The sequence below is a fragment of the Cupriavidus sp. YAF13 genome, from assembly GCF_052113425.1.
Classification (GTDB): domain Bacteria; phylum Pseudomonadota; class Gammaproteobacteria; order Burkholderiales; family Burkholderiaceae; genus Cupriavidus.
Genome location: NZ_JBFRDD010000028.1, coordinates 73,150 through 98,683 on the forward strand (window position 1 = coordinate 73,150; position 25,534 = coordinate 98,683).

The window sequence follows — 25,534 nt, forward strand, 5'->3', positions numbered from 1 at the left end:
CGAAGCGCCCCCTCGCGGCGGCGCTCCGTTCAAGCTAAAACTCAAGCCACCTGCTGCGCCGTCTCCGGATGCCGGAACTGCTCAAGCAGCGCCGTCCAGCGCGTACGCACCTTCGCCAGGTTGTCGTCCTTGACGTGCCCGAAGCCGCGAATGTCGTCGGGCAGGCTGGCCAGCGTGATCGCAGTCGCGTGATTGGCTGCGCTCAAACCACGCGTCAGCTCCTCCAGCAACGCACGATACTCGCCGATCAGCGCGCGCTCGGTGCGGCGCTCGGCGGTCTTGCCGAACACATCGAACATGCCGCCGCGCAGGCCTTTGAGCTTGGCCAGCACGCCGAAGAGCTTCATGGTGGACGGGCCGAAGCGGCGCTTCACCAAATGGCCCTTTTCGTCGCGCTTGGCCAACAGCGGCGGCGCCAGCCAGAAATTGAGCTGGTAATCGCGGCCGGGCTCGCCTTCGAACTGGTTGCGCAGCTTGTCGAGGAAGACCGGATCGGTATAAAGGCGCGCGACTTCGTACTCGTCCTTGTAGGCCATCAGCTTGGACAAGTTGCGCGCCGCCGCTTCGGTCAGCGGCAGCGGCTTGCCACTGCCGACCAGTGCGCTTTCCGCAGCGCGCACACGGTTCACCGCGTCGCGGAAGGCCTGCGCGTAAGCGGCATCCTGATAGGCAGTCAGGTGCTCGGCGCGGTGCGCGATCAGCTTTTCCAGCAGGGCGCCGGAGGAGGTGGGCAGCTTGACCACTTCCGCGCCTTCGGCGGTGTTGCGCAGCTTGCCGGTGAGCGACAGCACGTGCTCGGGGTCGTGCGCCATGTGGCGGCCCCAGTCGAAGGCGGCCTTGTTCTTTTCCACCGCCGTGCCGTTGAGCTCGATGGCGCGCACCAGCGCGTCCAGCGATAGCGGCAGCCAGCCCTTTTGCCAGGCGTAGCCCAGCACCAGCGGGTTGGTGAAGATGGCGTCGCCGATCAGCGCCACGGCCAGGCCGCTGGCGTTGATGAAGTCGCAGGTTTCGCCCACTGCATTGCGCACGTCCTGTTCCGCCGACAGGCCGGGGAATTGCCACTTGGGATTCTTGATGAACTCGGCGGTGGGCGTCTGTGCCGTGTTGACGATGGCGCGCGTGCGTCCTACCTGGGTCTTGGAGATGACATCGTCGGTGGCGCTGACGATGGCGTCGCAGCCAATCACCAGATCCGCTTCGCCCATGGCGATGCGGGTGGCGTGGAGCTGGTCCGGGTGCGCGGCAATCTGCACGTGCGAGAGCACCGCGCCGCCCTTTTGCGCCAGGCCGGCCATGTCGAGCACGGTCACGCCCTTGTTTTCCAGGTGCGCGGCCATGCCGAGCAGGCCGCCGATGGTGACCACGCCGGTGCCGCCCACGCCCGTGACCAGCACGCCGTAGGGATGTTCAAGGCCGGGCAGCGCCGGTTGCGGCAAGGCCGGCAGGTTGTCCATCGACACGCCGTGGCGCTCGGGCTTCTTCACCTGCGCGCCTTCGGCCGTGACGAAGCTCGGGCAGAAGCCGTTGACGCACGAGAAGTCCTTGTTGCAGGACGACTGGTTGATTTGCCGCTTGGTGCCAAGCTCCGTTTCCAGCGGCTCCACCGACAGGCAGTTCGACTTCACCGAGCAGTCGCCGCAGCCTTCGCAGACCGCGTCGTTGATGAAGGCGCGCTTGGCCGGATCGGGGTAGGTGCCGCGCTTGCGGCGCCGGCGCTTTTCGGTGGCGCAGGTCTGGTCGTAGATCAGGATGGTGGCGCCGGGCACCTCGCGCAGCTCGCGCTGGATCTTGTCGAGCTCGTCGCGGTGGTGTACTTCCACGCCTTGCGGCAGCTTGATGGCGGCGCTGTACTTTTCAGGCTCGTCGGTGACGACGACGATTTTCTTCGCGCCCTCGGCCGCCACCTGGAAGGCCACGTCCTGTACCGACAGCTTGCCGTCGATCGGCTGGCCGCCGGTCATGGCGACTGCGTCGTTGTAGAGGATCTTGTAGGTGATGTTGACGCCTGCCGCGATCGATGCGCGAATCGCCAGCAGGCCGGAGTGGAAGTAGGTGCCGTCGCCCAGGTTGGCGAACACATGCTTGTCACCGGCGAAGGGCGCTTGCCCGATCCATGCCACGCCTTCGCCGCCCATCTGGCTGAAGGTGCTGGTGCTGCGGTCCATCCACACCGTCATGTAGTGGCAGCCGATGCCGGCCAGCGCGCGCGAGCCTTCGGGCACGTTGGTGGAGGTGTTGTGCGGGCAGCCCGAACAGAACCAGGGCTTGCGCTCTGCCGCCACGCGCGGCACGGCCATGGCTTTTTCCTTGGCCTCGATCACCGCGATGCGCGCGGCAATGCGCGCGCGTACGTCGGCGGGCAGCTCGAACTTGTCGAGGCGCGTGGCGATGGCGCGGGCGATGATGGCGGGCGACAGTTCATAGTGCGCCGGCAGCAGCCAGTTGCTCTGCGGGATCGACCATTCGCCGCCTGCATTGTCTTTTTCGTCGAACTTGCCGTAGACCTTGGGGCGCACGTCGTCGCGCCAGTTGTAGAGCTCTTCCTTGAGCGCGTACTCCATGATCTGGCGCTTCTCCTCGACCACCAGGATCTCCTGCAGGCCTTCGGCGAAGGCGCGCGCGCCATGCGCTTCCAGCGGCCACACGCAGCCCACCTTGTACAGGCGGATGCCGATGCGCGCGCAGGTCTCGTCGTCCAGGCCCAGGTTGGCCAGCGCCTGGCGCGTGTCGAGATAGGCCTTGCCGCCGGTCATGATGCCGAAGCGCGCATGCGGCGAATCGATCTCGATGCGGTCGATCTTGTTGGCGCGCACATAGGCCAGGCCGGCGTACCACTTGTAGTCGAGCAGGCGCGCTTCCTGTTCCAGGGGCGGATCGGGCCAGCGGATATTCAGGCCGCCCGGCGGCAGGATGAAATCCTGCGGCAGCACGATTTCCACGCGATGCGGATCCAGCTCCACCGATGCCGACGACTCCACCACATCGGTCACGCATTTCATCGACACCCACAGGCCGGAGTAGCGGCTCATGGCCCAGGCGTGCAGGCCGTAGTCGAGATACTCCTGCACGTTCGAGGGATAGAGCACCGGCAGGCCGCAGGCCTTGAAGATATGCTCGGACTGGTGCGCCAGCGTGGACGATTTGGCGGCGTGGTCGTCGCCCGCCAGCACCAGCACGCCGCCATGCTTCGAGGAGCCGGCCGAGTTGGCGTGCTTGAAGACGTCGCTCGTGCGGTCCACGCCCGGGCCCTTGCCGTACCACATGCCGAACACGCCCTCGAACTTGGCGTCCGGATACATATTCACCTGCTGCGAGCCCCATACCGAGGTGGCAGCCAGGTCTTCATTCAATCCCGCCTGGAACACGATGTCGTGCGCGGCCAGATGCTGCTTGGCCTTCCATAGCGCCTGATCCAGCGCGCCTAGCGGCGAGCCGCGGTAACCAGAGATAAAGCCGGCCGTGTTCAGGCCGGCGGCGCGGTCGCGCTCGCGCTGAAGCATCGGCAGGCGTACCAGCGCCTGCGTGCCGCTGATATAAATGCGGCCACGCTCCAGCGTGTATTTGTCTTCCAGGGAAACATTTGCGAGCGCGCGGCGGATGGCGTCGCTGACCGGAGGGGTCAGGGGGGCATTCATAGGTGCTCCTCTATGGGGCATGCAGTCGGGATCGCCGACTCACTTCAGTTGTGGGCGACCGTACGCCGCCTCTTGTGAAGGCGGAAAACGGCCGTGTCTCGTTGCAGCATGGTAGCACCGCCCCCAAGGGGGCGGCACCTTGCGACGCAGCAAAAAGCGCGCCCGCCACAGGCGTGCTTTCCCGAATGGACACGCTTCGCGTGTACACTGCGTTGCAAACAGGTTTACGCAACAAACGGGCAGATGCGGACCGTGCGCCATATCTCCAGGGATTGTGCCCCGGTGCAACCCGCCCCATCCGAGGCCGACCGGCCTCCAGGACCCAACATGACTATTTCCTCCCGCCAGGGCACTGCGACCCTGGCCGTGCTGATCGACGCCGACAATGCGGCGCCCGCCATCGTCGAAGGCCTGCTGGCCGAAGTCGCCAAGTACGGCGTAGCCGCCGTCAAGCGGATCTACGGCGACTGGACCAAGCCCAACCTGGCCGGCTGGAAGGAGCGCCTTCTGTCGCACTCCATCCAGCCGATCCAGCAGTTCCGCTACACGGTCGGCAAGAACGCCACCGACAGCGCGATGATCATCGACGCGATGGACCTGCTGTACACGGGCCGCTTCGACGGCTTCTGCATCGTCTCCAGCGATAGCGACTTCACCCGTCTGGCCTCGCGCATCCGCGAGCAGGGCCTGACCGTGTACGGCTTTGGCGAACGCAAGACGCCCAAGCCCTTCGTCACGGCCTGCGACAAGTTCATCTTTGCCGACGTGCTGCGCAGCGACGCCGATACCGACACCGATACGGAAGCCGACGGCGCCGCCGCGCCCGCGCGCAAGCGCAACAGCGGCGAGCTGCGCCAGGATTCGCGCCTGGTGCGCTTGCTGCAAAGCGCCTCGCAAGCGGTCTCCGACGAAGAAGGCTGGGCCACGCTCGGCGGCATGGGTAACCACATCGCCAAGCAGGCACCCGAGTTCGACTCGCGCAACTACGGCTATGGCAAGCTCTCCGAGCTGGTAGCCGCGACGGGCCTGTTCGAAGTCGAGACCCGCAACGGCAACAACAACAAGACGCTGTGGGTGCGCCTGAAGCGCCGTTCGAAGTCCGGCGAAGCCGAGCCCCGCCAGGGCGACGAGCGCCAGGCCGAGAGCCGCCAGCCCGAGAACCGTCAGCCTGAGAGCCGTCAGCCCGAGAACCGCCAGGGCGAGAACCGCCAGGGCGAGAACCGCCAGGGCGAGAACCGTCAGGGCGAGAACCGTCAGGGCGAGAACCGTCAGGGCGAGAACCGTCAGGGCGAGAACCGTCAGGGCGAGAACCGTCAGGGCGAGAACCGCCAGGGTGAGAACCGTCAGCCCGAGAACCGCCAGGGTGAGAGCCGTGTGGGCGAGAATGCCCAGGCGGAAAGCCCTCAGGCTGAGAACCGCGAGAACCGTGACAACCGCGAGCGGCGCGAGAATCGCCGCAACAAGCGGCGTGGTGGTGATCGCCAGCCTTTCCCGCAGCAACAAGGCTCACGGCCGGAGCGTGCGCAGCAGGCCGCACTGCCTGTGCAGCCCGCGCCGGTACCCGAATTTGCTGCCCCGGCTCCCGCTAGCGAAACCGCCCCGACGTTCGTGGTCGATCCGATGGACGTGCTGGAGCGCGTGGAGCAGGCTTACAACGGCGCCGAGTCCGAGGACGAGCAGGACGACGCCGATGCTGGCGAAAACGGCGAATCGAACGGTGGCCGCCGCCGCAAGCCGCCCAAGCCTGAGGTCACGCTGAGCGAGATCCCGTGGCCGATCGACAGCTCGATCTTCGTGGCGCCGTCCTCCACCGTGGTCGCGGCGGTTGTCGAAGCCGCCGAAGTCATCGAGATTGCCGAGGTGGCGCCGGTTGTGGAAGCGGTCGAGGTTGCCGAGGTCGTCGAGGTCGTCGAAGTCGTCGAAATCGCTCCGGTTGTGGAAATCGCCGAGGTGGTCGAGGTTGCCGAGCCGGTCGAGCCCGTGGTTGACGTCAAGGCTAAAGCCAAGGCCCCGGCCCGTGCGAAGAAGACCGCCGCACCCGCCAAGAAGGCTGCCGCACCGGCCAAAAAGACCGCTGTAGCCGCCAAGAAGGCTGCTGCGCCGGCCAAGAAGGCTGCCGCTCCCGCCAAAAAGGCTGCGCCCGCAGCCAAGAAGGCAGCCGCCGCCGCACCGGCCAAGCGCGCACCGAAGAAGACGGCGAAGGCTGCCGAATAAGCCGCACTCGTCAGAACGCAAAACGGCGCCGCAAGGCGCCGTTTTGCATTTCAGCCGGCTTGCGCCGCCAGCCGCATGACTACCGCGTCTATGGGACTACCGTACCAACTGGTTGATCTCGATGATTGGCATCAGCACCGCCAGCACGATCAGCAGCACCACCACGCCCATGCTGAGGATCAGCAGCGGCTCTAGCAGGCTGGTGAGGAACAGCGTGCGGCGCTCCAGCTCCGCGCCTTCGCCCTGCGCCGCGCGCTCCAGCATGATCGGCAGGTTGCCGGTGGCTTCGCCGGAGCGGATCAAATGCACCAGCACGGAAGGAAACTGGTTCTGCGCCGCCAGCGCGCGCGCCAGCGAGGCGCCTTCGCGCACCCGCGTGGTGGCGTCATCCACATTGGCTTTGAGCGCCTCGTTGGTCAGCGTTTCCCCGGCTGCCTGCAGGCTGCGCAGGATGGGCACGCCGGCGGATACCAGGATGGCGAGCGTGCTGGCGAAACGCGCGGTGTTATAGCCGCGGATCAGCTTGCCGACCAGCGGCGCGGTCAGCAGCCAGCGGTGCCACTCCAGGCGCACGCCGGGCTGGCGCAGCAGGCTGCGAATTCCCAGGCTCACCGCCACGATGAACGCCAGCGCGGCCCACCACCAGTTGCGCACGAAATCCGACAGCGCCAGCATGATGATGGTCAGCGTCGGCAGCTTCTGCTTGGTGTTGGCGAAGACGCTCACCACCTGCGGCACCACATAGGACAGCAGGAAGATCACGATGGCGAACGCCACCACGGTGACGATGGCGGGGTAGGTAAAGGCCAGCCGGATCTTGGCGGTGAGCGAGTTGCGCGTCTCGATATAGTCCGCCAGCTTCTCCAGCACCAGGCCGAGGTGGCCCGAGTGCTCGCCGGCGGAAACCAGCGCGCGGTAGATATCCGGAAAATCGCGCGGATGGTGCAACAGCGCCACCGAGAGCGAGCTGCCGCCGACCACGTCCGCGCGGATGCCGGCCAGCAGCTCGTGCACATAGCTGCGCTCGGCCTGGTCGGCCAGCGCCGCCAGTGCTTCGTCCAGCGGCAGGCCAGCCACGATCAGGCTGGCGAGCTGGCGCGTGAACAGCGCTTGCTCTTGCGTGGAGAGCCGGCGCACGAAGGCAGCGGTGCTGCTTTTCTGCACGCCGCCGACGCCTGCCAGCGGATCCACATTGAGCGGTGTCAGCCCGCGCGCGCGCAACTGGCCGCGGGCCTGCTTGGGGCTGTCGGCTTCGATGACGCCGCGATCGGTCTTGCCGGCGGCGTCGACGGCCTCGTAACGATAGGCTGGCATGTCTCTGGGCTCGCCCTTAGTCGCGCGTGACGCGCAAGACTTCTTCCAGCGCGGTCGCGCCCGAGTCGATCCAGCGCTGCGCATCGCGGCGCATGGTGTGCATGCCGCGCTCCAGAGCCACCTTCTTGATCTCGGATTCGGCCGACTGGCGGTGGATCATGGTGCGGATCTCGTCATCCACGCTGAGCAGCTCATACACGCCCATGCGCCCCTGGTAGCCCGAGTGGCCGCATTTGTCGCAGCCCACCGCATGCCACACGTGTTGCAGCGGTTTGCCTTGCGCCAGCAGCACGTCGGCTTCGTCGGGTGTGACTTCGATCACTTCCTCGCGCTTGCAGTGCTGGCACAGCCGGCGTACCAGCCGCTGCGCCAGCACGCCGAGCAGCGACGACGACAGCAGGAACGGCTCGATGCCCATGTCGACCAGCCGCGTCACCGCCGAAGCCGAGTCGTTGGTGTGCAGCGTGGCCAGCACAAGGTGGCCCGTCAGCGAGGCTTGCACCGCGATCTGCGCGGTTTCCAGGTCGCGGATTTCGCCGATCATCACCACGTCCGGATCCTGGCGCAGGATGGCCCGCAGCGCCTTGCCGAAGGTCATGTCGATGCGCGGGTTGACCTGGGTCTGGCCGATGCCGTCGAGGTCGTACTCGATCGGGTCTTCCACCGTCATGATGTTAGTGGTACGCGAATCGAGCCGCGACAGCGCGGCGTACAGCGTGGTGGTCTTGCCCGAGCCGGTCGGCCCGGTCACCAGCACGATGCCGTGCGGCTGGCGGATCAGGTGATCGAAGCCGCCCAGCGTGCCCGGCGCCATGCCGAGCTTGGCGAGATCCAGGCGGCCGGCCTCCTTGTCGAGCAGACGCAGCACCGCGCGCTCGCCGTGGCCGGTGGGCAGCGTGGAGACGCGCACGTCCACGGGACGCCCGCCCACGCGCAGCGTGATGCGGCCATCCTGCGGCAGGCGTTTTTCCGCGATGTCGAGCTGCGCCATGATCTTGATGCGCGAGATCAGCGCGCCGTGCAACGCCTTCTTCGGGCGCACCACGTCGCGCAGCGTGCCGTCCACGCGAAAGCGCACCACCGAGGATGACTCGAACGGCTCGATGTGGATATCGGAGGCGCCTTCGCGCGCGGCCTGGGTGAGCAGCGCGTTGATCATGCGGATGATGGGGGCGTCGTCCTCGGACTCCAGCAGGTCTTCCACGGCGGGAATGTCCTGCATCAGCCGCGACAGATCGACTTCGCCCTCCACCTCGCCAACCACCTGCGCGGCGCTGCCGCTGTCCTGGCGGTTGTAGGCCTCGGACATGGCGAGCTCCAGCGCATCGGGCTCCAGCACGCGCAGGCGCAGCGGCCCGTGCACGCGCGCCACTTCGGCCAGCGCTGCGGGCGAGGTGGCGCGGCTGACCCACACCTCCAGGCCGTCGGTGCGCTGGTGCGCGATCAGCAGGCGGGCCTCGCGCGCGAAGCCGTACGTGACGAGGCGCGCGGCGATGGTCGACGGCGGCTCCAGCGGCTCGTCGGGCACGGCGGCGGGGGCGATGCTTGTGGCCATGGCGAGTCTCAGTTCACCGGGCGGACGGCGTCCACCGTGGCGTTGCCAAGATTGACGCCCGGCGGCAGCGGCGTGCCGTTGGCCGCGGGCGCCTGGGCTTGCGGCTGTCTTTGCTGTTGTTGTTGCTGCTGCTGCTGCTGCTGCGATTGCGGCAGCGTCTGCTCCAGCGGCAGCGGACCCGGCACCGGCCCGCGCGAGCGCGGATCGACGAACGGTGCCATGGGCGCGTCCGCCGGCGGCAGGATCGGCGTATTGCCGTCGCGCACCATGATGTTCGGCGAGGCGAAGCCTTGCTGCAGGCCGCGCATATAGTCATAGCGGTCCTGCGTCAGGCGGTCGGTGGCGCCGGCGGTGCGCATCACGTACGGGCGCAGGAACACCAGCAGGTTGGTCTTGCCGCGGTTCTTGTTTTCGTAGCGGAACAGCCCGCCGATCCATGGCAGGTCACCCAGGCCCGGCACCTTCTGCACGCCATCGCCGTAGGTGTCCTCGATCAGGCCCCCCAGCACGATGATCTGGCCGTCGTCCACCAGCACGTTGGTTTCGATCGAGCGCACATTGGTGGTCGGGCCCTGGGTGAGGGCGGCAGTGCCCTGCACCACGGACGACGATTCCTGGTAGATCTGCATCTTCACCAGGCCGCCATCGGTGATCTGCGGCTTGACCCGCAACGTGATGCCGACGTCCTTGCGGTCGAAGGTCTGGAATGGCGTGACTGACGCCGAACTGCCGGTCTGCGCGTAGGAGCCGGTGGTGACCGGGATGTTCTGCCCGATCAGGATCTTGGCTTCCTCGTTCTCCAGCGTGATCAGGTTGGGCGTGGACAGCAGGTTGACGCTGCCGTCGGCGCCAAGCGCATGCAGCAGCGCGCCCAGGCCCATCGCCCGGTTGACGATGCCGAGGTTCAGGCCGGCCAGGTCGGGCACCAGGCCCGAGACGCTCGGAATGGCGGCGGCGCCGTTCGCGTTGATCGCGGCGGCGGCACCCGTCAGGTTGATGATGTTCTGGCCGCCCGTGCCGAAGTTGGTGCCGGCAAAGGCGTTGGTGTTGCTGTTGCGCGAGTTGAGCAGGCCCTGCCACTGGATGCCCAGCTGGCCGGTCTGGGTGGAAGACACTTCCACGATCATCGACTCGATATAGACCTGCGCGCGGCGCATGTCGAGGTCTTCGATCACCGCGCGCAGGTTGCGGTAGACGGGCTCGCTGGCCGTGATGATCAGCGAGTTGGTGGCCGGGTCGGCCTGGATGATGCCCCCGGTGGTCGGCAGCGTGTTGGTGGCGAAGGAGTTCGCGAAGGCCGAGCTGCCACCGCCGGATCCCGAGCCGCTGCGCGAGCTGCCGGTGCTGCCGCCCGTGTATTGGCCGGTGTTGGGCGTCGAGGTGTTGAGCAGGCCGGTGCCGCCGGCGACGCCCGCCGCGCCGGTTGCACCCTGCGTGCCGGACTGGCTGGTGTTGAAGGAGCTGTCGGCCGCGACGATGGCGCGCAGCGTCTGCGCCAGCTTGGTAGCTTCCGCGTTCTTCAGGGGCACCACCCAGATATTGCCTGGGCGCGCATAGGGCTGGTCGAGCTTCTCGATCAACTGGCGCGCCTGCTGCAGCCGTGCCCGGCTGGAGGCACGGATCATCAGCGAATTGYTGCGCGGCTCCGCCACCACCGAGGTGCGCAGGCTGGCGTCGGCGCCTGCCACGGCCCCGCCAGCAGCGCCGGCGGAACCCGGGTCCAGCAGCTTTTGCAGCACCAGCGCGGTGTCGCTGGCGATGGCATTCTTGAGCGGCACGAGCTCGACCTCGCCCGAGGCCGGCGCGTCGATGGCGGCGATGATGCGGCCCAGGCGCTGCAGGTTCTCAGCGTAGTCGGTAATGACCAGCGTGTTGTTGGCCGGGTAGGCGGTGATGGTGTTGTTCGGCGCGATCATCGGGCGCAGCACCGGCACCAGGTTGTTGGCCGACTCATAGTTGAGGCGGAACACCTGGGTCACCACCTGGTCGCCGCGGGACCTGCCGCTGCCGACCACGATGGGCGAGCCCTGCAGCTTGGCGTCGGCTTCCGGCACCACCTTGGTGAAGCCGTTGCTCTCGACCATCGCATAGCCTTGCATGCGCAGCACCGAGCCCAGCGTTTCCAGCGCCTGCGAGCGCGACACCGGCTGCTCGGTCACCAGGTTTACCGAGCCCTTCACGCGCGGGTCGATGACGAAGTTCTTGCCGGTCGCCTGCCCCACCGCTTTCACCACCGATTCCAGGTCGGCATTGACGAAGTTGAGCACGACCTGGTCGCGGTTGCGCGGGGTCAGGTCGGGCGGCTGGCCTGGCTGGGCCGCCGGCTGGCTCGGTTGCTGGGCCCACAGCGGCGCGGGTGCCAGCAGGGAGAGGCCGCAAAGCAGCGCGGTGGCGCGGGCGCAGCGGGTCTTGAGCGAAGGTCGAAGGGCTTGGGTTTTCATATTCGGTTCCGGGCTGCGGGCATCGGCGCGAAGGTTTCGCGCCGATGCCGGGGTCAGAAGCGCAGCCGTGTCACATTGTCCTCACGTCGTCCCAGCAGGCTCAACAGGCCTACCAATTGCGTAGCGGCGTCGGGGTCGGCGTYGGCCGTGCCCTCGAAGCGCGCCTGGCGGCCCAGGATGCCGCTGCCCTGCAGGTGCAGTGGCCCGGCGAGGGTAGTCAGTTGCAGCTTGCCGTCGGCGCCCGACCAGTCGATCTCGGCGCGGTAGCTGCCAAGCGGGCGCACCCGGCTGACGGCCGATGATACTTGGTCAAGGCGCACGGTCAGGTGGCCGGTCATGCCGCCCACGCTGCCCGGTTCGCCCGGTTCGCCGGTATGGGCAAAGAACCGGCCTTGCAGGCCGGACCAGTCAATGCGCATCAGCCCGTCGGGGCGCAGGGTATTGAACGGAGCGCCGACACCCTCGAGCAGCGCTGCCGGCATGCGGACCGCGCCGGCCTGGGCGGTCCAGCCGAGCGGGGTCACCGTCACGGCGACCGGGCCGCTCATGGCCTCGGTGTGGCTGRCCACCATACGCAGCGTGCCGGTCAGCAACGGCCAGAAGGCCACCGACCATTGCAGCCGCCCGGGCAGCACCGTGGCGGTTTCGCTGCCAGCGCCGGCCGACAGGGCCAGGGTGGCACTGCCGTTCCACAACGAGCCATCGGCATCGGCCAGCAGCACGCGGCGCTGGCTCTGGCTGGCGATGCCATCGGCGATCCATGCCGCGGGAAATGCCGCCAGCACGGTCAGCGTCACGGTGACGCAGCCAAGCGCCAGCCAGCCCGCGCGTTGCCAGCCACGGGGGCTGGCAACGCGGCGGCGGGCGAGCCTCAGGGCTTCCAGGCGCGCCATCAGCCGCGCCCGCCCGGATTTGCCGCGGGGCCTTGCAGGGTGGCGGTGACGTTCACCATGGCGGTGGCGCCCACATAGACGATGCGGGTATCGATCACCTTGAGGCGCTGTTGCTGGCGCACGTCCTGCAGCCAGCTCGCCACGGAGCCGAACGGCACCTTGTCGAGCTGCACCTGCACGCTGTTGTCGCCGGTGCCATTGAGGCGGGTGGCCTTGAGGCCGTGCTGGGCGAGGCTCTCCTGCAAGGCCTGGTTGAGCGCCTCGCCGCGCAGCGACGGAGCCGGGCTGGCCGCCAGGCCGCGCGCTTCCTGGGCCAGCGTTTCCATCTCCGCCGAGTCGCTGCGCAGTTGCGGCAGGCTGCGCAGCAGCTTGTCGCGGCCGTTGGCGGCGGGTTCCCAGAGTACGGTGTAGCCGATCACCAGCGCCAGCACGGCGCTGCCGCCGGCCAGGATGGCTTGCTCACGCGGGTTGCGCGCCGACCAGAAGGCGTCGAATTGTTCCTGCCAGCGCTGCGGCACGCGCGGGCGCAGGCGCGCCAGCCGGTCCGCGGCGCGCGCGCGGCCAGCCGGGCTGCGCTGGGTGGCGCGGGGGCCGGGCTTGGATGCGGTGTCTTTCATCGGGTTCACTTGGCGCTCCGCGCTCACAGGCTGGGCTTGATCGACCAGCGCGTGCCGGCCGGTGCGTTGGCGCGCGCGGCGTCGGGCGGGCTATTGTCGGCTTCCATGGCCAGCCCGGACTGGCGTGCCGCGCTGCGCAGCGCGTTGGTGTCGGTGCCAGGCTTGAGCGTGGCGAACAAGGTGTGCCCGCGGTATTCGAGCGCCAGCAGCGCGTCCGGCGCAAGCTGGCGCGCGGCCTGGCCGAAGCGGTCGGCCAGCGGCAGGAAATCGTCTGGCGTGCTGCGCCCGCTCGCCAGGCGCAGCTGCTCGACCTGGCGGCGCATCTGCAGCGGCGGATCGATGACCACGGGGATCTGCGGAAAGGCGCTGCGCAACGTCTGTTCCTGGCCGGCCGCGAGGCGCTGCGCCTCCTGGCGCAGCAGCAGCCAATGCACGTTCATGCCGATCAACTGGACCAGCACCAGGCCGGCAGCCAGCGCCAGCGGCAGGCGCCAGGCCTTGAGGTTCCAGCGGTCGGCACGGCCCTGGGCGAATTCGAACTGGGCCAGGTCGAGCGCGGGCTCGCGCAGGCTGGCCTGCGCCCCTTCGATCCATACCCGCCAGTCCAGCGGGTGCGCGCCCGGCGGCGCCACCTGCGCCAAGGCGTCCTTTGATGCGTACCAGTCACCGGCGGGGGCGAGTCCCTGCCAGGCGGCGAGTGCCTCGGAGCCTAGCAGCAGACCGTAGCCGGCGTACTCACTGCTGCGCACGGTCAGTTGCCAATAGCGCGAAAGCTCGGCTGGCGCAGGTACGCCTTCCGTTTCAAACAAGGGCGATGCGCTGGTCAGCGAGGCGCCTTCGAGCGCCAGCGTGGCCAGGGCCGCGCTGGCCGCGGAAGGGGGGGCGACGGAATCCGCGCCGGGCTCGGCGGGCTGCGCCACGGGCTGCTGGGGCAGGCACAACTGCGCCGGCAACACGTGGCGGCGGCGGTGGCGATGCTCGGCAAAGGCGTCCAGCACGGCGCGCAGCCAGGCGCGGTCCGTCACCATCAGCAAGCGCCGGCGCGAGCCGCTGGCCGCCTTGCCCTGCAGCGCGTCGAGGGCCGGGCCCACAGCGATATGGCAAGGCTGGGCATCGGTGGCCAGCACTTCCTCGACCAGGTTCGGCAGCGCCAGCTTGAGCCGCGCCGGCGCGAGCGGCGGCACCGTGGCTCCGGTAAGCAGCACGTCGCTGGCCGCCATGATCAGGACCAGGCGCTCGGCGGGAGGCAGTTCGGCGATGGTGGCGTGGCCTTCGCGCAACAACTGCCCTGCCGCCTGAGGGCCTTGCCGGTGGCTACGGTCGGCCACGGCCGTGCGGACCAGGGCAAACGGCACGGCACCGAAGTGCCAGGGTTGCGGCTGGTCGTGCGGCCGATGCGGCAGGCGGACGTACAGGGTGGTGCTCAAGATTTCCTTGCTACAGCGCCGATCGTGGCGTCAATGAACGATAGCGGGGGCATGCGGCCCATGCAGCGGACGGCGCTGCTTGCATGGCTGATGCCGGCTGCGATACTGCCGGCGGCACAGGACAGGCGGGCGACCGGAGCCATGGACTACCGCTTCCGCCGGGCCGGAGCATACCTTGCCTGTGTGACGAATTGGCGTCAATACGTATCTGTCTGATACTGCTGGCCGAACGTCCGGGAAGGGCGCCGGCAGGTGTTTCACGGGGCGCCTGGGAGGCCCGGGCCTGCCCCTTGTGGCCACCTACGGTAACCCTTTTCGCCCCGCGCGACCCGACAGCATGATCCCAAAATCCGCCAGCCACGACGGCCACACGGACGAGGGGTTGCGCGCATCAGCGCTGCTCCGGCATCCGGTCGATATCGCGCACCCAGACCACCCGGGTGGTGTTGGCATTGCCCAGCGCTTCGCCGCGGTAGACCAGCGAGACCTGCATGCGGCTGGCGCGCTCGTGGCGGATCAGCCCGTAGATCAGGAAGTAGTGGGTGCGTACGTCGAGCGTGCTGGTGGCCGCGTTGGGGTCGGCCTGCGGCGCCAGCGTGCGCAATTGCGTCTGCAGGTCGCCAATGTTGTTGAAATAGGCGCGGTCGCGCTGGCGCACCACTTCGCGGGCGCGGTCCAGCGGCAGCTTGTCGATCACGGCGGCCAGCACTTCGGCCTCGGCGGTATTGGCATTGACGAGCGTGCGCTCGGGCAGCATGTCGACGAAGGGCGCCAGCGCGGCCACGATCTCCGGCGTGTAGCCCGGAATGGCGAGCAGGTCGTTGACGTCGTCGGGCGCGCGCAGCCCGCGCTGGCTGTCGCTGCTGCCGCCGTTGCTGGCGCCGGCGGCGCTGACCAGGTAGCGGGCGGTCGGCTCGGCGAGCGAGGCGTTCAGGCCCAGCGTCTGCAGCAGGCGGCGATAGATCGCCAGGCTGGGGGCGTCGATGGTGGCGATCCGGCCTTGGGACTCGCTGGCGGTCCACAGCACGAGGTTGGAGAGGTTGAAGCGGGCCTGGGCGTCAAGGATGCGGCCCGACAGGAAGGAGGTTTCGCCTTCCTGGTCGGTGCGCAGGCCGGCGCCGAGGAAGTCCGACAGACGGGTCTCGGCGATCGGCACTGCCCAGGGCTCGCCGAGCTGGTCCACGCTGGTGCGGCGCTGGTCGTCGCGCAGGATCAGGCGGGCCCAGTCGACGGCCGCGCGCTCGATCCAGCTGGCCTGGGCCAGCAGGCGCTGGTTCTCGATGGAGCGGATCTGCACCTGCTGGCGCCAGAGCATGCCGGATACCACCACAACCGCCAGCGTGACCACCAGCAGGGCCGTGACCACGGCGGCGCCGCGCTGGCGGCGGCCGGCCGGCACAAGGGGAGCGGGGCGTTTGCTCATAGGCCGGTCATGCAGATTTTCTGGAAGCGCCGCGGCGTGTCGCCGTCGCCCATGCGCGCTGTGAGGTTGAGCTCGATTGCGCGCACCGCCGTGGTGGCGACGCCCAGGCTGGCGCTCACGCCGGAGGCGGCTACCGCGCTGGCGCTGGCGTTGCCGCTGAGCAGCGCGGCGGCGACGCGGCCGTTCTCGGCCTGCCAGCCGCCGGGTTCGACCCAGACGCGCGCCGACAGGCTGTCGGCATCGCCAACCAGCGGCCGTGCCAGGTTGCCGCCGCCGCCCGCCTGGCGCAGCGCGATCATCGCGGCCTGCACGGCGCTGCGGTTGTCAGCCGGCGGGCTGGCCGCGCGCACCACCGTGCTGCCGTTAAGGCGATAGACGACGACTTGCCACTGGCTTGGGCGACCCTCGTCGCGGCGGTCGCGCACCATCAACAACTGGCCGTTGCCGAGCTCTACCGGGCTGCCCTGCAGCAGGGTCGGGCTGGTCAGGTGCTCGCAGTCGGACTGGAACTGGCCGTATAGCAGCTTGAGCGAATTGAGGCGGTTGTCGTGGTCGGTCAGGCGCTCGCGGCCGCGCGTCATCGCGTCCAGGCCGCGCCACGCGATCACGGCGATCACCGCCAGCAAGGTGATCGCCACCAGCATTTCAAGCAGCGTGAAGCCGCGCATGGCCACGGCCTGGCGTGGCCGCCCAAGGCACTGAAGGCCCTGGAGGCCCTTAGGGCGCTTAACGCGTTTAAAGCAGGTTGCGCGTTTCATTGGGAACGATGGTGACCAGCCAGGCCAGGCGCACGGATTTGTCGGCGCCGGACGGGTAGACCGCGATCTCGACGCGGCGGAAAGAGGGGTTGGGCGTGCCCGATATGGTTTCTTCGCAGTACAGCTCCACGCCGCCYTGCGGGCAGGCGTAGCCGCGCGTGCCGGGCTCGGGCCAGGTCTTGGACAGGCGCAGGGTGGCGAGGTGGTTCTCGGCGCTCCACTCGGCCAGCATGCGGGTCTGCAAGGCGGAGCCCGCCTCGATCATCGATCCCATCGCGCGCATGGCGGCGGTCAGCGCCACGGCCAGGATGGTCAGGGCGACCAGCACTTCGATCAGGGTGAAGCCGCGCACCGGCACGCGCCGGGCACTGCGCGYACAGGGAGGCGATTTTGGGCGGCGCGTCATGGCGTGCTGGCAAAGTAGCGGCCGGCACCGTCGCTGGCCACGTCGATACGGATGCCGCCGCGCACCAGCACGACATGCTGGGGACCCTCGATCAGCTCGCGCCCGAACACCAGGCGCGCGCCGCCGTTGCCGCGCCCGCCTTCGGTGACGGCCACGCTGTCGAGCTGCAGGCGCCATTTGGTCGGCGCGAACACGTCCCCGGCGAGCGGGGACCAGCCGGCCGGCGTGGCTTGCAGGAAACGCCAGCCGACCGTATCGGCCTCCCAGGCGATCGGCCGGGCGCGCAGCTGGGCTTCTTCCTGGGCGAGCTCGAACAGCCGCGCAATGCGCTGTCCGTCGTCGAGCACGCGGCCGCGCTCATTGGGCGCGGCATTGACGGCTACCAGCGAGATCACGATGCCGGCAATCACCATCACCACCAGCAGTTCCAGCAAGGTGAAGCCGCGGCCGCGATGGCCGTGAGCTTGCCCTGCCTGTGGCCAGGTGCTCATGGCTGCGCGCCTGGCCCGGATCATGGCAGTGGTTCCTTATTCCCAGTTGCCGATATCGGCGTCGTTGCCACTGCCGCCCGCCTGGCCGTCGGCGCCGAAGCTGAACACGTCGATCTCGCCGCGCACGCCCGGGTTCAGGTACTGGTACGGATGGCCCCAGGGGTCCTTGGGCAGCTTTTCCAGGTAGCCGCCACCTTTCCAGTTGTTGGGCACGGGCTCGGTGGTGGGCTTGGCCACCAGTGCCGCGAGGCCTTGCTCCGTGGTGGGATAGCGGCTGTTGTCCAGGCGGTACAGCTTGAGCGCCTGCATGATCGAGGAGATGTCCTGGCGCGCAGCGACGATACGGGCTTCGTCCGGGCGGCTCATGATCTTCGGGACCACCAGCGCGGCCAGCACGCCGAGGATCACGATCACGACCATGATTTCGATCAGGGTAAAGCCGCGGACACGGCGGCGGCCGAGGCGGGGGGAAGAGTCGGGAAGGGTGGCAACGTTCCTGCGCATCATGGTTAGCCTTATGGAATATCTGGCGGAGCGCCTGCTCACATCCGCGTTGCATCCGCGTGGTGGCGATCCAGTGGTCAAACAGTATAACCGCCACTTCATGACGACTTTGCGAGCGAGTGCTTGCATGTTCACCCGCGGCGAAACGGCGCGGGCCTGACGGAGGCAGACAGCTGTCATGCGGCTCTGGTAGGCTTGGCGTTTTGATGCCTACCAGCCCACTTCCGTGCAACTCTCCTTGCGGCCCGCCCTTCGCTTCAACCCCTCCAGCCTCTGGCTGCCGCGGCTGGCCGCGCTCGTGCTGTTCGTCGCGCTATGCGCCCTGGCCACCCGCTGGGCGCTCATCTTCAGCGCGATGCAGACCATTGCCGTGCCGAACGCGGCCCGCGTGGCGCAGACCGAGGCGGTGGAGACCGGCGCGGCCGGCACGCTGTTTGGCGGCAACGCGCAGTCCGGCGTGCGCGATGTGCAGTTGATCGGTGTGGTTGCCGACATTGGCAGCGGTGCCGGGGCGGCCATTGTCTCGCTGGATGGCGGCCCGCCCAAGGCGGTGCGCGCGGGCACCGCGCTGTCGCCGCAGCTCCGGCTGACGGAAATCCGCGATCGCGGGGTCGTGATCGAGCGCAATGGCGTGCGCCAGGAAATTGCGCTGCCGGTCCCGGCCATCGTCACGCGCGGTCCCGCGGCGGCCGCGCAGCCGGCTTTGCCGGCAGGCGCGGCGGCGCCGCTATCCACGCCGATGCCGGTGCCCGCCACGCCCATCCCCGCACCGCCGCCGCAGTCCTTGCCGCAGCAGCAGTCCCAGGGCGGCAGCGAACCTATCTCTGCTAAAGACTGACTTGTAACAGCGCTGCGCCAACTTGTTTACGTTACTTTCAGTGGTTTACGCCGGCGGTGCTTAACTGTGAGCCGCGTAACAACGTATTAGGTGGACCAACTTTCCAGCCTGGCGTGCGCTCTAATTCCTACCAGTCCACCGAGACGAAAAAGGAGCAAAGACATGCAAGGCAATCTCAAGGCACGTTCGATCCGGAATTTCATGGCCGCTTCGGCCGTGTTCCTGGCGATGGGCGGCGCAGCTTTCGCCCAGACCACTGCGCCCGCCGCGCCGGCCCCGGAACGCCACCATATGGAGCATGGCGGCGGCATGTGGTTCAAATCGGTCGATACCGACGGCGATGGCACGATCTCCAAGGCGGAGGCCGACGCGCTGTTCAACAAGATCGACACCAATCACGACGGCAAGCTCGACAAGAGCGAACTGGCTGCTTATCGCAAGACGATGATGGAGCAGCGCCGTGCCGAGATGCGGGCCGAGCTCGACGCCCGCTTCAAGGCGGCCGACAAGAATGGCGACGGTGCGCTGACCAAGGCAGAGGTGCAAGCCGGGATGCCTCACCTGGCCAGGTACTTCGACCAGTTCGACACCAACCACGATGGCAAGCTGACGCTCGACGAGATCCACGCTGGCATGCAGAAGATGCACGAGCAGCGGATGCAGCGGATGCCCCGCGGTAGCCAGTCCAACCCGGCAGCGCCGTCGAGCAGCGGTGGCTGATCGCGGTGACTGATTGAGGCAGGATCCACGGCGCGCCGCGCCGTGGGCAGATGAAAAAAGCGCGACCGTTGCCGGCCGCGCTTTTTTTTTGCGCCGTGGCTGGCGGCACCGGCCAGCGTTGGCACCATCCTTGCCTTCGGAACCCTCGACCTGCCGGGTCAGCGGATAGTCCACGGCCCTGAAGGCCGGAACGTCCGGGGCGATCGGGTCGCATTTGCCACGGCAGTCTCCGACGCCCCGTTCCTGTGCATGGCTGTACGTCGCGGCGGCATCTTGCACCCGGAAGGCGATCGCGCAGGGCGAAAGGACGCCGCAGGAGACAGGTCACCATAAAAAATTGCGTACTTGTGCACGGTTTGCTAAATTTGCGCAAAAAAATTGCCGACAAACATATTGCGGAGCAACAATATCGTGAGCAAGGTGGAGCTGGACAAGATCGACAGGAAGATCCTGGAGGTGCTGCAGACCAACGGGAGGCTGACCAACCTGGAAGTGGCCGAGCGCGTGAACCTGTCGCCCAGCCCGTGCCTGCGGCGCATCCGCCGACTGGAGGAGGTGGGCGTGATTCGCCAGTACGCGGCGCTGCTGGAACCCGGCCGGATCGGGCTGGGGCTGCTGGCCTATATCAACGTACGGCTCGAGAAGCACGGGGGGGCGCCCAAAGGCAAGGCGCCGCTGGACTTGTTCCGAGCTGCCATCGAGATCTGGCCGGAAGTGGCCGCCTGTCACGCCATGACCGGGGAGATGGACCTGCTGCTCAAGGTCTACGTGGAAGACATGGAGCATTTCGCACGCTTCATGAAGGACCACTTGCTGGCCCATCCGGCGGTCATCGACGTACGATCGAGCTTCGCCCTTGAATGCATCAAGGACACCACGGCCTTGCCGGTGCCAGGAGGCTGAGGGCCTCGCGGCGATCGCCGGCACCAAAGAAAATGGCGCGCCGGGCGGGCGCGCCATCGGTACGATGCCGGCAGGCTTCGCTCAGGCGGTGTGCTTTTGCGGCACCATCGAGCGCCAGAAGCGCAGGCCGAAACGGCGCGCATCGCGCAGGTTGCGGCGCAGCATGTAGTCGAGGTCGGCAACCTGCTCGTCGAGCGCCTCGGTCAGGCGGCTGACGGTATCGGCAGGCGGCAGCTCAAGGTAGGCATCGGCCTCGCCGTACGCATACTGCACCTTCATGCCGGCCTTCTTGGCAATGTGCATCATGGCGGCATTGCGCGACAGGCAGTGCATGTACAGGGTGCGCACATTGCTGTTGCGGCCGTGCATGGCCGCACGCTCGAACAGCGCGCTGCCAATGCCGCGGCCACGTGCGCTCTGCGACACGGAGACGCCGAACTCGGCAACCCGGCCCTGCGTGTTGTCGCGCAGGTTGGCAAAGTGGCCCACGCCGATCAGTTCCAGGTGCTCGTCGTACACGCCGAACACGGTGTCGTGGTCGAAATCGATGCTGTCGACGTAGGCTTCGATCACATGATCGCCAACCGACTGGCCGAAACGGAGCAGGCGATCCTCCTCGCCCAGGGCGAGGAAATGCTTCAGCAGGCGCGAGCGATGATGCGCAGCCAGCTCGCGCACCAAGGTGGTGGGGCGATGCGAGGCTTGCGCTGCTGCGGCTGCACGGCGGAGATCTTCGTCGGATACGGCCCCGACGGCCTTGCTCAGTTCGAGCGGATTCACTTTGTTTTCCTTGCGACGTAATCAGGTATAAAAATAGCACTCAGCGGGTGTTCAGCCATGCACTTTCGACAAATGGGTCGGACTACAAGGGCAAACACTATCTTGCTGCAATGCAAAAAGTATTGTAGTGGATTTGTCAGTTCCACGTAAGGTGAGCATCGCATCAACCTTGTTCGATTTTGTAAATTCCAACTAAATCTATATAAATCAATGAGTTGTGTGATGCTTGAAGGGCGCTTTCCGCCCGATGATGTGGGTTTGCTGCAACGCCGCATATCAGCTTTCGCCAGGCCGGGGCACGGGATTGGCCCTGCCTCGCGGTGATGCAGTCCCAGTTATTCACAGATATAAGTGCTTTATGCACATCTTTTTGTGCCTCACGGCTACCGTTGCGCAGCCGATTTCTCAGGATTTTTCGTGGACCCCAAGGCCGAGCCCCCGATTCTCGTTATCTACGCCCACCCCAGGCCGCAACTGTCGCGCGTCAATCGTCCGCTGGCGGCGGCACTGGAAAGCCTGCCCGGCGTGACCGTGCACGATCTCTACACCAGCTATACCGACTACGACATCGACGTGGTCGCTGAGCAGCGCGCCCTCGCGCGGGCCGGCACGCTGGTGCTGCAGTTCCCGGTGCAGTGGTACAGCATGCCGGCGCTGCTCAAGCTGTGGGTGGACGAAGTGCTGGAGAGCGGCTGGGCTTACGGCCCCGGCGGTACGGCGCTGCGTGGCAAGTCCATGCTTGTGGTGGCCAGCACCGGTGGCCACGCCGACTCCTACGGGCCCGACGGCACGCACGGCCACAGCATCGAGGAATACATGCTGCCGCTGGAGCAGACCGCCGTGCTGTGCGGCATGAGCTGGCTCTCGCCGCTGGTGCTGCACGATGCCAACCAGGCTGATGCCCAGGCGCTGGCCGACCATATCGGCCGGGTCACCGGTGTGCTGGGCGGCATCGCGGACGGCGCCCGTGGCGTTGCCGTCAACGCCGCCGCAAGCTGAGGAGCGCGCCATGGAACAACATGATTTCCTGGTAGCCCTGGTGGTTTTCCTGGTGGCCGCGGTGGTGGCGGTGCCGGTGGCGCGCCGCTTTGGCCTGGGCGCGGTGCTCGGCTACCTGCTGGCCGGCGTGGCGATCGGCCCGTGGGCCCTGCGGCTGGTGACCAACGTCGAATCCATCCTGCATTTTTCCGAGTTCGGCGTGGTGCTGATGATGTTCGTGATCGGCCTGGAACTCGAGCCCAAGAAGCTGTGGGCGCTGCGCCGCGTGATCTTCGGCTATGGCGGCGCCCAGATGGCGGCCTGCGCGATCCTGCTCGGCGGCGTCGCTGCGCTGGTCGGGGCCTCGTGGCAGGTCGCACTGGTGGCGGGCCTGGGGTTGGCGCTGTCGTCCACCGCAATCGCGCTGGCCACGCTGGCCGAACGCAATCTCTTTGGCACGCCGGCGGGCGCCGCCAGCTTCGGCATCCTGCTGTTCCAGGACATCGCCGCGATCCCGATGATCGCGCTGTTGCCGCTGCTGGCTGCCGGTGGCGCCGACGCCGGCGCGTCCGGCGCGGCGGGCTGGCTTGGGGCGGCAAAGGCGGTCGGGGTGATCGGCGCCGTGGTGGTGGGCGGGCGCTATCTGGTCCGCCCCGCGCTGCGCTTTATCGCGCGCACCGACATGCGCGAGATGTTTACCGCCTTCGCGCTGCTGCTCGTGGTGGGCATCGCGCTGATGATGGACGCGGTGGGATTGTCGATGGCGCTGGGCACCTTCCTGGCCGGTGTGCTGCTGGCGGACTCGGAGTACCGTCATGCGCTGGAAGCCGACCTTGAGCCCTTCAAGGGCCTGTTGCTGGGCTTGTTCTTCATGGCGGTAGGCATGTCGATCGACTTCGGCGTGCTGATGCAGGCACCAGTGCAGGTGGCGGCCCTGGTGGTTGGCTTCGTGTTGCTCAAGACGGTGGTGCTTGCCCTGCTGGCGCCGCGCTTTGGCATCGCGCGCGGCCAGTGGTTATTGTTTGCGCTGCTGATTTCACAGGGCGGCGAGTTCGCCTTCGTGGTGTTTGGCGTGGCGGGCGGCGCCGGCTTGCTGCCGGCGCGCATCGAAGCGCTGCTGGTGCTGGTGGTGGCGCTGTCGATGGTGGCTACGCCGCTGCTCCTGCTGGCCTTCGACCGGCTGGTGGCGCCCCGGCTGGCCCGCCTGGCGCGGCGCCCGGACGACGTGATCGCGCCGCAGGACAACCCCGTGCTGATCGCCGGCTTTGGCCGCTTTGGCCAGATCATCGGCCGCCTGCTCTATGCGCAAGGGATCGGCGTGACCGTGCTGGACCACGATCCCGACCAGATCGAGTTTCTGCGCCAGTACGATTTCAAGGTGTTCTACGGGGATGCCACGCGCATGGACCTGCTTGAATCCGCGGGCGCGGAGCGGGCCCGCATCCTGGTGGTGGCGATCGATGGCATGGAGGACAGCCTCGCGCTGATCGACAGCGTGCGCGCGCGTTTCCCGCACCTGCAGATCTACGCGCGGGCGCGCCATGTGTCGCACGTCTACCAGCTCAAGGACCGCGGCGTGCATCTGTTCGAGCGCGAAGTGTTCGAGGGCTCGCTGTTGCTGGGCCGTCGCGTGCTGGAGGGGCTGGGCTACGATCCCGTACAGGCCCGCTCGGTCGCGCTGCGCTTTCGCCGGCATAACATCGCGGCGATCGAGCGCTTCTACCCGCACTACACGGACCAGAAGAAGCTGGTCTCGCTGGCGCGCCAGGCGCGTGACGAACTGGAGGAGATGTTCCGTCAGGACCGCGATCAGCGCCGCCAGCGGGAAGAGGAAGACTGGTCCTGAGATGCAATGCCGGCGCTGTAATGGCGCCGGCATTGCCTATGAATATGTGTTACTCGACACCGCGCAGCCGCGCCGCGGGCTCTGCGCGGGCGGCGGGCAATCCGCCCGCCAGCAGGTCGATCACCATCTCGGCGAACTCCGCGTACGACAGCTTGCCGCCCGGCTTGAGCCAGGTGAAGGTCCAGTTGATCATGCCGAACACCGTCATCGTCAGCGCGGCCTGGTTGTCGCGGTTGACGCGCTCAGGATAGGCCCGGCGCAACTGGCGGGAGAAGGCGGCCACCACGTCGCGCTCGCGCTTGAGGATCTGGTCGCGCTGCTCCTCGGCGAGGAACTTGACGTCGTTGATCAGGGCGACATGCCGGGTCTGCGAGGTCTCGTACTCGGCCAGGAAAGCCCGGATCAGGTTGGAGAAGCTATCCAGCTCGCTGCGTCCCTGGCGTTCCGCCTCCGCCTCGACCTCGGTCACGATCAGCATCAGCCGGCGCGTGTAGCGGTCGAGCAGATCGAACAGGATCGCCTCCTTGCTCTCGTAATAGTGGTACAGCCGGGCCTTGGAGGTGCCGCAGGCGGCGGCCAGGTCGGCCATCGAGGTGCTGGGGTAGCTGCTGGCGGCAAAGGCGGCGGCAGCCAGGTCCAGGATCTGCTCGCGCTGCGCCTCGAAATCGGGTGCCTTGGTACGGGCCATGGAGACCTTCGCCTTTTTTCTTTTTACTCGCCGCCGGCGGACAGGTTGCGGCGCAGCTCGCAGGTCTGCAGGGATTCGGCATTGCCGCGCAGCACCAGCTGGCCGGCGCCGATCAGCTCGCGGCAGCGCCAGAACACAAACCAGTCGCTGGCCAGCAGGCCTTCGATGGCGCCCATCACGCCGCCCACCAATTGCGCGGCCGGCGCCCATTCCAGCGGGGCGCGCTCCAGGATCACTTCGTCGACCGTGTGGTAGGCCGCTGGCACCAGCGTATTGCCCTTCCACAGGCGCACGTCGGCGTTTTCCTTGACGTTCTGCTGCCACTCATAGCCCAGGCGGCCCAGGCGCAGGACCGAGACCGGGGCGATGGTGGAGAAGCGCCGCGCCAGCCGGGCCGCGGGATACATGCCGATCGCGGCCAGGTTGCCGCGTGCGGGTGCTTCCAGCTCGCGCAGGTCCATGGCCACTTCATTGATGCGCTGGGGCGACTGGTAGAGGTGAAACACCACCCGGCGCAGCATCAGCTGGTCGGAAGCGCTCTGGCCATGCCAGATGGCAACCTCCAGCTCGTCCTTGCGCAGGCCATGCAGCTGGTCCAGCGCCTGGTGCATCTCGGCGGCGAAGTCGATGTCGCTGTGCGGCGCCACGCGCTGCCAGAAACCGGAGCGGATCAGCCCGCTGCTATCGACGTCGGCCAGCGGCCCGACGGCGAGGTCGTCGCGAAGCACGACGACCGGGTCGGGCCTGGCGGCCTGGGCGAGGGCTTGCCGTAGCGTGTTGCCCGCTACGTCGCCGTTGACGACATGGATGTATTGCATGGGCGTGATTGTATATGGATGCGACCTGCGTAAGGCACGAAACGCGGCGGCTGAGCCGCAATGCCCGGTGCGCTGGCGATCCTTCGTCCCCGGGAAGCGGCGTCTGGCATACACAACGGAAATAGTCGTTGCCTTCGCGGTCTATATAAGTAGACCGTCCACCGTTTCGGGACGGCGGCGGCGCCGTCGGAGCGCTTTGCGTGCGCGGAGCTTGATCCTGCGCAAGGCGCCGCGCCGGCTAAACGTCAACCATGGCGTTTAGCCGCAACGCCTGTCTTAAGGAGG

Annotated in this window: 21 protein-coding genes; 6 read left to right on the plus strand and 15 right to left on the minus strand. The window is 67.6% G+C overall.

What is annotated here, in order from left to right:
- Window positions 1-41: 41 nt before the first annotated feature.
- Window positions 42-3,635, minus strand: coding sequence for an indolepyruvate ferredoxin oxidoreductase family protein (locus AB4061_RS22045; RefSeq protein WP_441637493.1), 3,594 nt, complete (start codon window positions 3,633-3,635; stop codon window positions 42-44).
- Window positions 3,636-3,962: 327 nt separating this feature from the next.
- Here AB4061_RS22045 and AB4061_RS22050 point away from each other — a divergent pair, with 327 nt between their 5' ends.
- Window positions 3,963-5,849 carry an NYN domain-containing protein gene (locus tag AB4061_RS22050; RefSeq protein WP_441637495.1) on the plus strand — a complete coding sequence of 629 codons (1,887 nt, stop codon included), beginning with the start codon at window positions 3,963-3,965 and terminating at the stop codon, window positions 5,847-5,849.
- Window positions 5,850-5,945: 96 nt separating this feature from the next.
- Here AB4061_RS22050 and gspF read toward each other — a convergent pair whose 3' ends face one another.
- The 11 genes from gspF to gspG form a co-directional block, all read right to left on the minus strand.
- Complete coding sequence (gene gspF / locus AB4061_RS22055) at window positions 5,946-7,163, minus strand: type II secretion system inner membrane protein GspF (RefSeq protein ID WP_043350441.1); 1,218 nt, start codon at window positions 7,161-7,163, stop codon at window positions 5,946-5,948.
- A gap of 16 nt (window positions 7,164-7,179) precedes the next feature.
- Complete coding sequence (gspE, locus tag AB4061_RS22060) at window positions 7,180-8,718, minus strand: type II secretion system ATPase GspE (RefSeq protein ID WP_441637497.1); 1,539 nt, start codon at window positions 8,716-8,718, stop codon at window positions 7,180-7,182.
- An 8-nt stretch (window positions 8,719-8,726) separates the two neighbouring features.
- Window positions 8,727-11,159, minus strand: coding sequence for a type II secretion system secretin GspD (gspD, locus tag AB4061_RS22065; RefSeq protein ID WP_441637499.1), 2,433 nt, complete (start codon window positions 11,157-11,159; stop codon window positions 8,727-8,729).
- A gap of 53 nt (window positions 11,160-11,212) precedes the next feature.
- Window positions 11,213-12,052 (minus strand): type II secretion system protein N, encoded by an 840-nt coding sequence (gene gspN / locus AB4061_RS22070; protein WP_441637501.1) that lies wholly within the window; start codon window positions 12,050-12,052, stop codon window positions 11,213-11,215.
- Window positions 12,052-12,669, minus strand: coding sequence for a type II secretion system protein M (locus tag AB4061_RS22075; protein WP_441637547.1), 618 nt, complete (start codon window positions 12,667-12,669; stop codon window positions 12,052-12,054). The genes gspN and AB4061_RS22075 overlap by 1 nt, the downstream gene beginning before the upstream one ends.
- Window positions 12,670-12,692: 23 nt before the next feature.
- Window positions 12,693-14,096 (minus strand): type II secretion system protein GspL, encoded by a 1,404-nt coding sequence (gene gspL / locus AB4061_RS22080; protein ID WP_441637503.1) that lies wholly within the window; start codon window positions 14,094-14,096, stop codon window positions 12,693-12,695.
- 391 nt (window positions 14,097-14,487) lie between these two features.
- Entirely contained in the window at window positions 14,488-15,519 is a 1,032-nt protein-coding gene (gene gspK, locus AB4061_RS22085) for a type II secretion system minor pseudopilin GspK (protein ID WP_441637505.1), read from the minus strand.
- Complete coding sequence (locus AB4061_RS22090) at window positions 15,516-16,187, minus strand: PulJ/GspJ family protein (RefSeq protein WP_441637507.1); 672 nt, start codon at window positions 16,185-16,187, stop codon at window positions 15,516-15,518. Before AB4061_RS22090 ends, gspK begins: the two co-directional genes overlap by 4 nt.
- Before the next feature lie 67 nt (window positions 16,188-16,254).
- Window positions 16,255-16,683, minus strand: coding sequence for a type II secretion system minor pseudopilin GspI (gene gspI, locus AB4061_RS22095; RefSeq protein WP_441637508.1), 429 nt, complete (start codon window positions 16,681-16,683; stop codon window positions 16,255-16,257).
- The gene (locus tag AB4061_RS22100; RefSeq protein ID WP_441637510.1) at window positions 16,680-17,174 is read right to left on the minus strand and encodes a GspH/FimT family pseudopilin; all 495 of its coding nucleotides are present in this window, start codon (window positions 17,172-17,174) and stop codon (window positions 16,680-16,682) included. The genes gspI and AB4061_RS22100 overlap by 4 nt, the downstream gene beginning before the upstream one ends.
- Window positions 17,175-17,210: 36 nt before the next feature.
- Complete coding sequence (gene gspG / locus AB4061_RS22105; protein WP_441637549.1) at window positions 17,211-17,678, minus strand: type II secretion system major pseudopilin GspG; 468 nt, start codon at window positions 17,676-17,678, stop codon at window positions 17,211-17,213.
- Window positions 17,679-17,904: 226 nt separating this feature from the next.
- On the opposite strand from gspG, the gene AB4061_RS22110 reads away from it, so the two are divergent.
- The 3 genes from AB4061_RS22110 (at window position 17,905) to AB4061_RS22120 (ending at window position 20,139) form a co-directional block, all read left to right on the plus strand.
- Window positions 17,905-18,516 carry a type II secretion system protein N gene (locus tag AB4061_RS22110; protein ID WP_441637512.1) on the plus strand — a complete coding sequence of 204 codons (612 nt, stop codon included), beginning with the start codon at window positions 17,905-17,907 and terminating at the stop codon, window positions 18,514-18,516.
- Between the two features lie 162 nt (window positions 18,517-18,678).
- A complete protein-coding gene (locus AB4061_RS22115; RefSeq protein ID WP_441637514.1) occupies window positions 18,679-19,236 on the plus strand; it encodes an EF-hand domain-containing protein in 558 nt (185 codons plus the stop codon).
- A 411-nt stretch (window positions 19,237-19,647) separates the two neighbouring features.
- Window positions 19,648-20,139 (plus strand): Lrp/AsnC family transcriptional regulator, encoded by a 492-nt coding sequence (locus AB4061_RS22120; RefSeq protein ID WP_043352404.1) that lies wholly within the window; start codon window positions 19,648-19,650, stop codon window positions 20,137-20,139.
- Between the two features lie 81 nt (window positions 20,140-20,220).
- On the opposite strand, the gene AB4061_RS22125 is transcribed toward AB4061_RS22120, so the two are convergent.
- Complete coding sequence (locus tag AB4061_RS22125) at window positions 20,221-20,919, minus strand: GNAT family N-acetyltransferase (protein ID WP_441637517.1); 699 nt, start codon at window positions 20,917-20,919, stop codon at window positions 20,221-20,223.
- A 417-nt stretch (window positions 20,920-21,336) separates the two neighbouring features.
- On the opposite strand from AB4061_RS22125, the gene kefF reads away from it, so the two are divergent.
- A complete protein-coding gene (kefF, locus tag AB4061_RS22130; RefSeq protein WP_441637519.1) occupies window positions 21,337-21,918 on the plus strand; it encodes a glutathione-regulated potassium-efflux system oxidoreductase KefF in 582 nt (193 codons plus the stop codon).
- A gap of 10 nt (window positions 21,919-21,928) precedes the next feature.
- Window positions 21,929-23,743, plus strand: coding sequence for a glutathione-regulated potassium-efflux system protein KefC (kefC, locus tag AB4061_RS22135; protein ID WP_441637521.1), 1,815 nt, complete (start codon window positions 21,929-21,931; stop codon window positions 23,741-23,743).
- A gap of 49 nt (window positions 23,744-23,792) precedes the next feature.
- Here kefC and AB4061_RS22140 read toward each other — a convergent pair whose 3' ends face one another.
- Together AB4061_RS22140 and AB4061_RS22145 are read right to left on the minus strand one after the other, a co-directional pair.
- Entirely contained in the window at window positions 23,793-24,431 is a 639-nt protein-coding gene (locus AB4061_RS22140) for a TetR/AcrR family transcriptional regulator (protein ID WP_441637523.1), read from the minus strand.
- Between the two features lie 23 nt (window positions 24,432-24,454).
- On the minus strand, window positions 24,455-25,249 hold the full coding sequence (locus AB4061_RS22145) for a DUF1835 domain-containing protein (protein WP_441637525.1): 795 nt from the start codon (window positions 25,247-25,249) through the stop codon (window positions 24,455-24,457).
- Between the last annotated feature and the right edge of the window lie 285 nt (window positions 25,250-25,534).

Coding starts and splice junctions, on each gene's coding strand:
- gspG (WP_441637549.1), bottom strand. CDS start 17,678: ATGCGCAGGAACGTTGCCACCCTTCCCGACTCTTCCCCCCGCCTCGGC.
- gspE (WP_441637497.1), bottom strand. CDS start 8,718: ATGGCCACAAGCATCGCCCCCGCCGCCGTGCCCGACGAGCCGCTGGAG.
- AB4061_RS22115 (WP_441637514.1), top strand. CDS start 18,679: ATGCAAGGCAATCTCAAGGCACGTTCGATCCGGAATTTCATGGCCGCT.
- gspK (WP_441637505.1), bottom strand. CDS start 15,519: ATGAGCAAACGCCCCGCTCCCCTTGTGCCGGCCGGCCGCCGCCAGCGC.
- AB4061_RS22045 (WP_441637493.1), bottom strand. CDS start 3,635: ATGAATGCCCCCCTGACCCCTCCGGTCAGCGACGCCATCCGCCGCGCG.
- AB4061_RS22075 (WP_441637547.1), bottom strand. CDS start 12,669: ATGAAAGACACCGCATCCAAGCCCGGCCCCCGCGCCACCCAGCGCAGC.
- kefC (WP_441637521.1), top strand. CDS start 21,929: ATGGAACAACATGATTTCCTGGTAGCCCTGGTGGTTTTCCTGGTGGCC.
- AB4061_RS22050 (WP_441637495.1), top strand. CDS start 3,963: ATGACTATTTCCTCCCGCCAGGGCACTGCGACCCTGGCCGTGCTGATC.
- AB4061_RS22140 (WP_441637523.1), bottom strand. CDS start 24,431: ATGGCCCGTACCAAGGCACCCGATTTCGAGGCGCAGCGCGAGCAGATC.
- AB4061_RS22145 (WP_441637525.1), bottom strand. CDS start 25,249: ATGCAATACATCCATGTCGTCAACGGCGACGTAGCGGGCAACACGCTA.
- gspF (WP_043350441.1), bottom strand. CDS start 7,163: ATGCCAGCCTATCGTTACGAGGCCGTCGACGCCGCCGGCAAGACCGAT.
- AB4061_RS22090 (WP_441637507.1), bottom strand. CDS start 16,187: ATGCGCGGCTTCACGCTGCTTGAAATGCTGGTGGCGATCACCTTGCTG.
- AB4061_RS22100 (WP_441637510.1), bottom strand. CDS start 17,174: ATGAGCACCTGGCCACAGGCAGGGCAAGCTCACGGCCATCGCGGCCGC.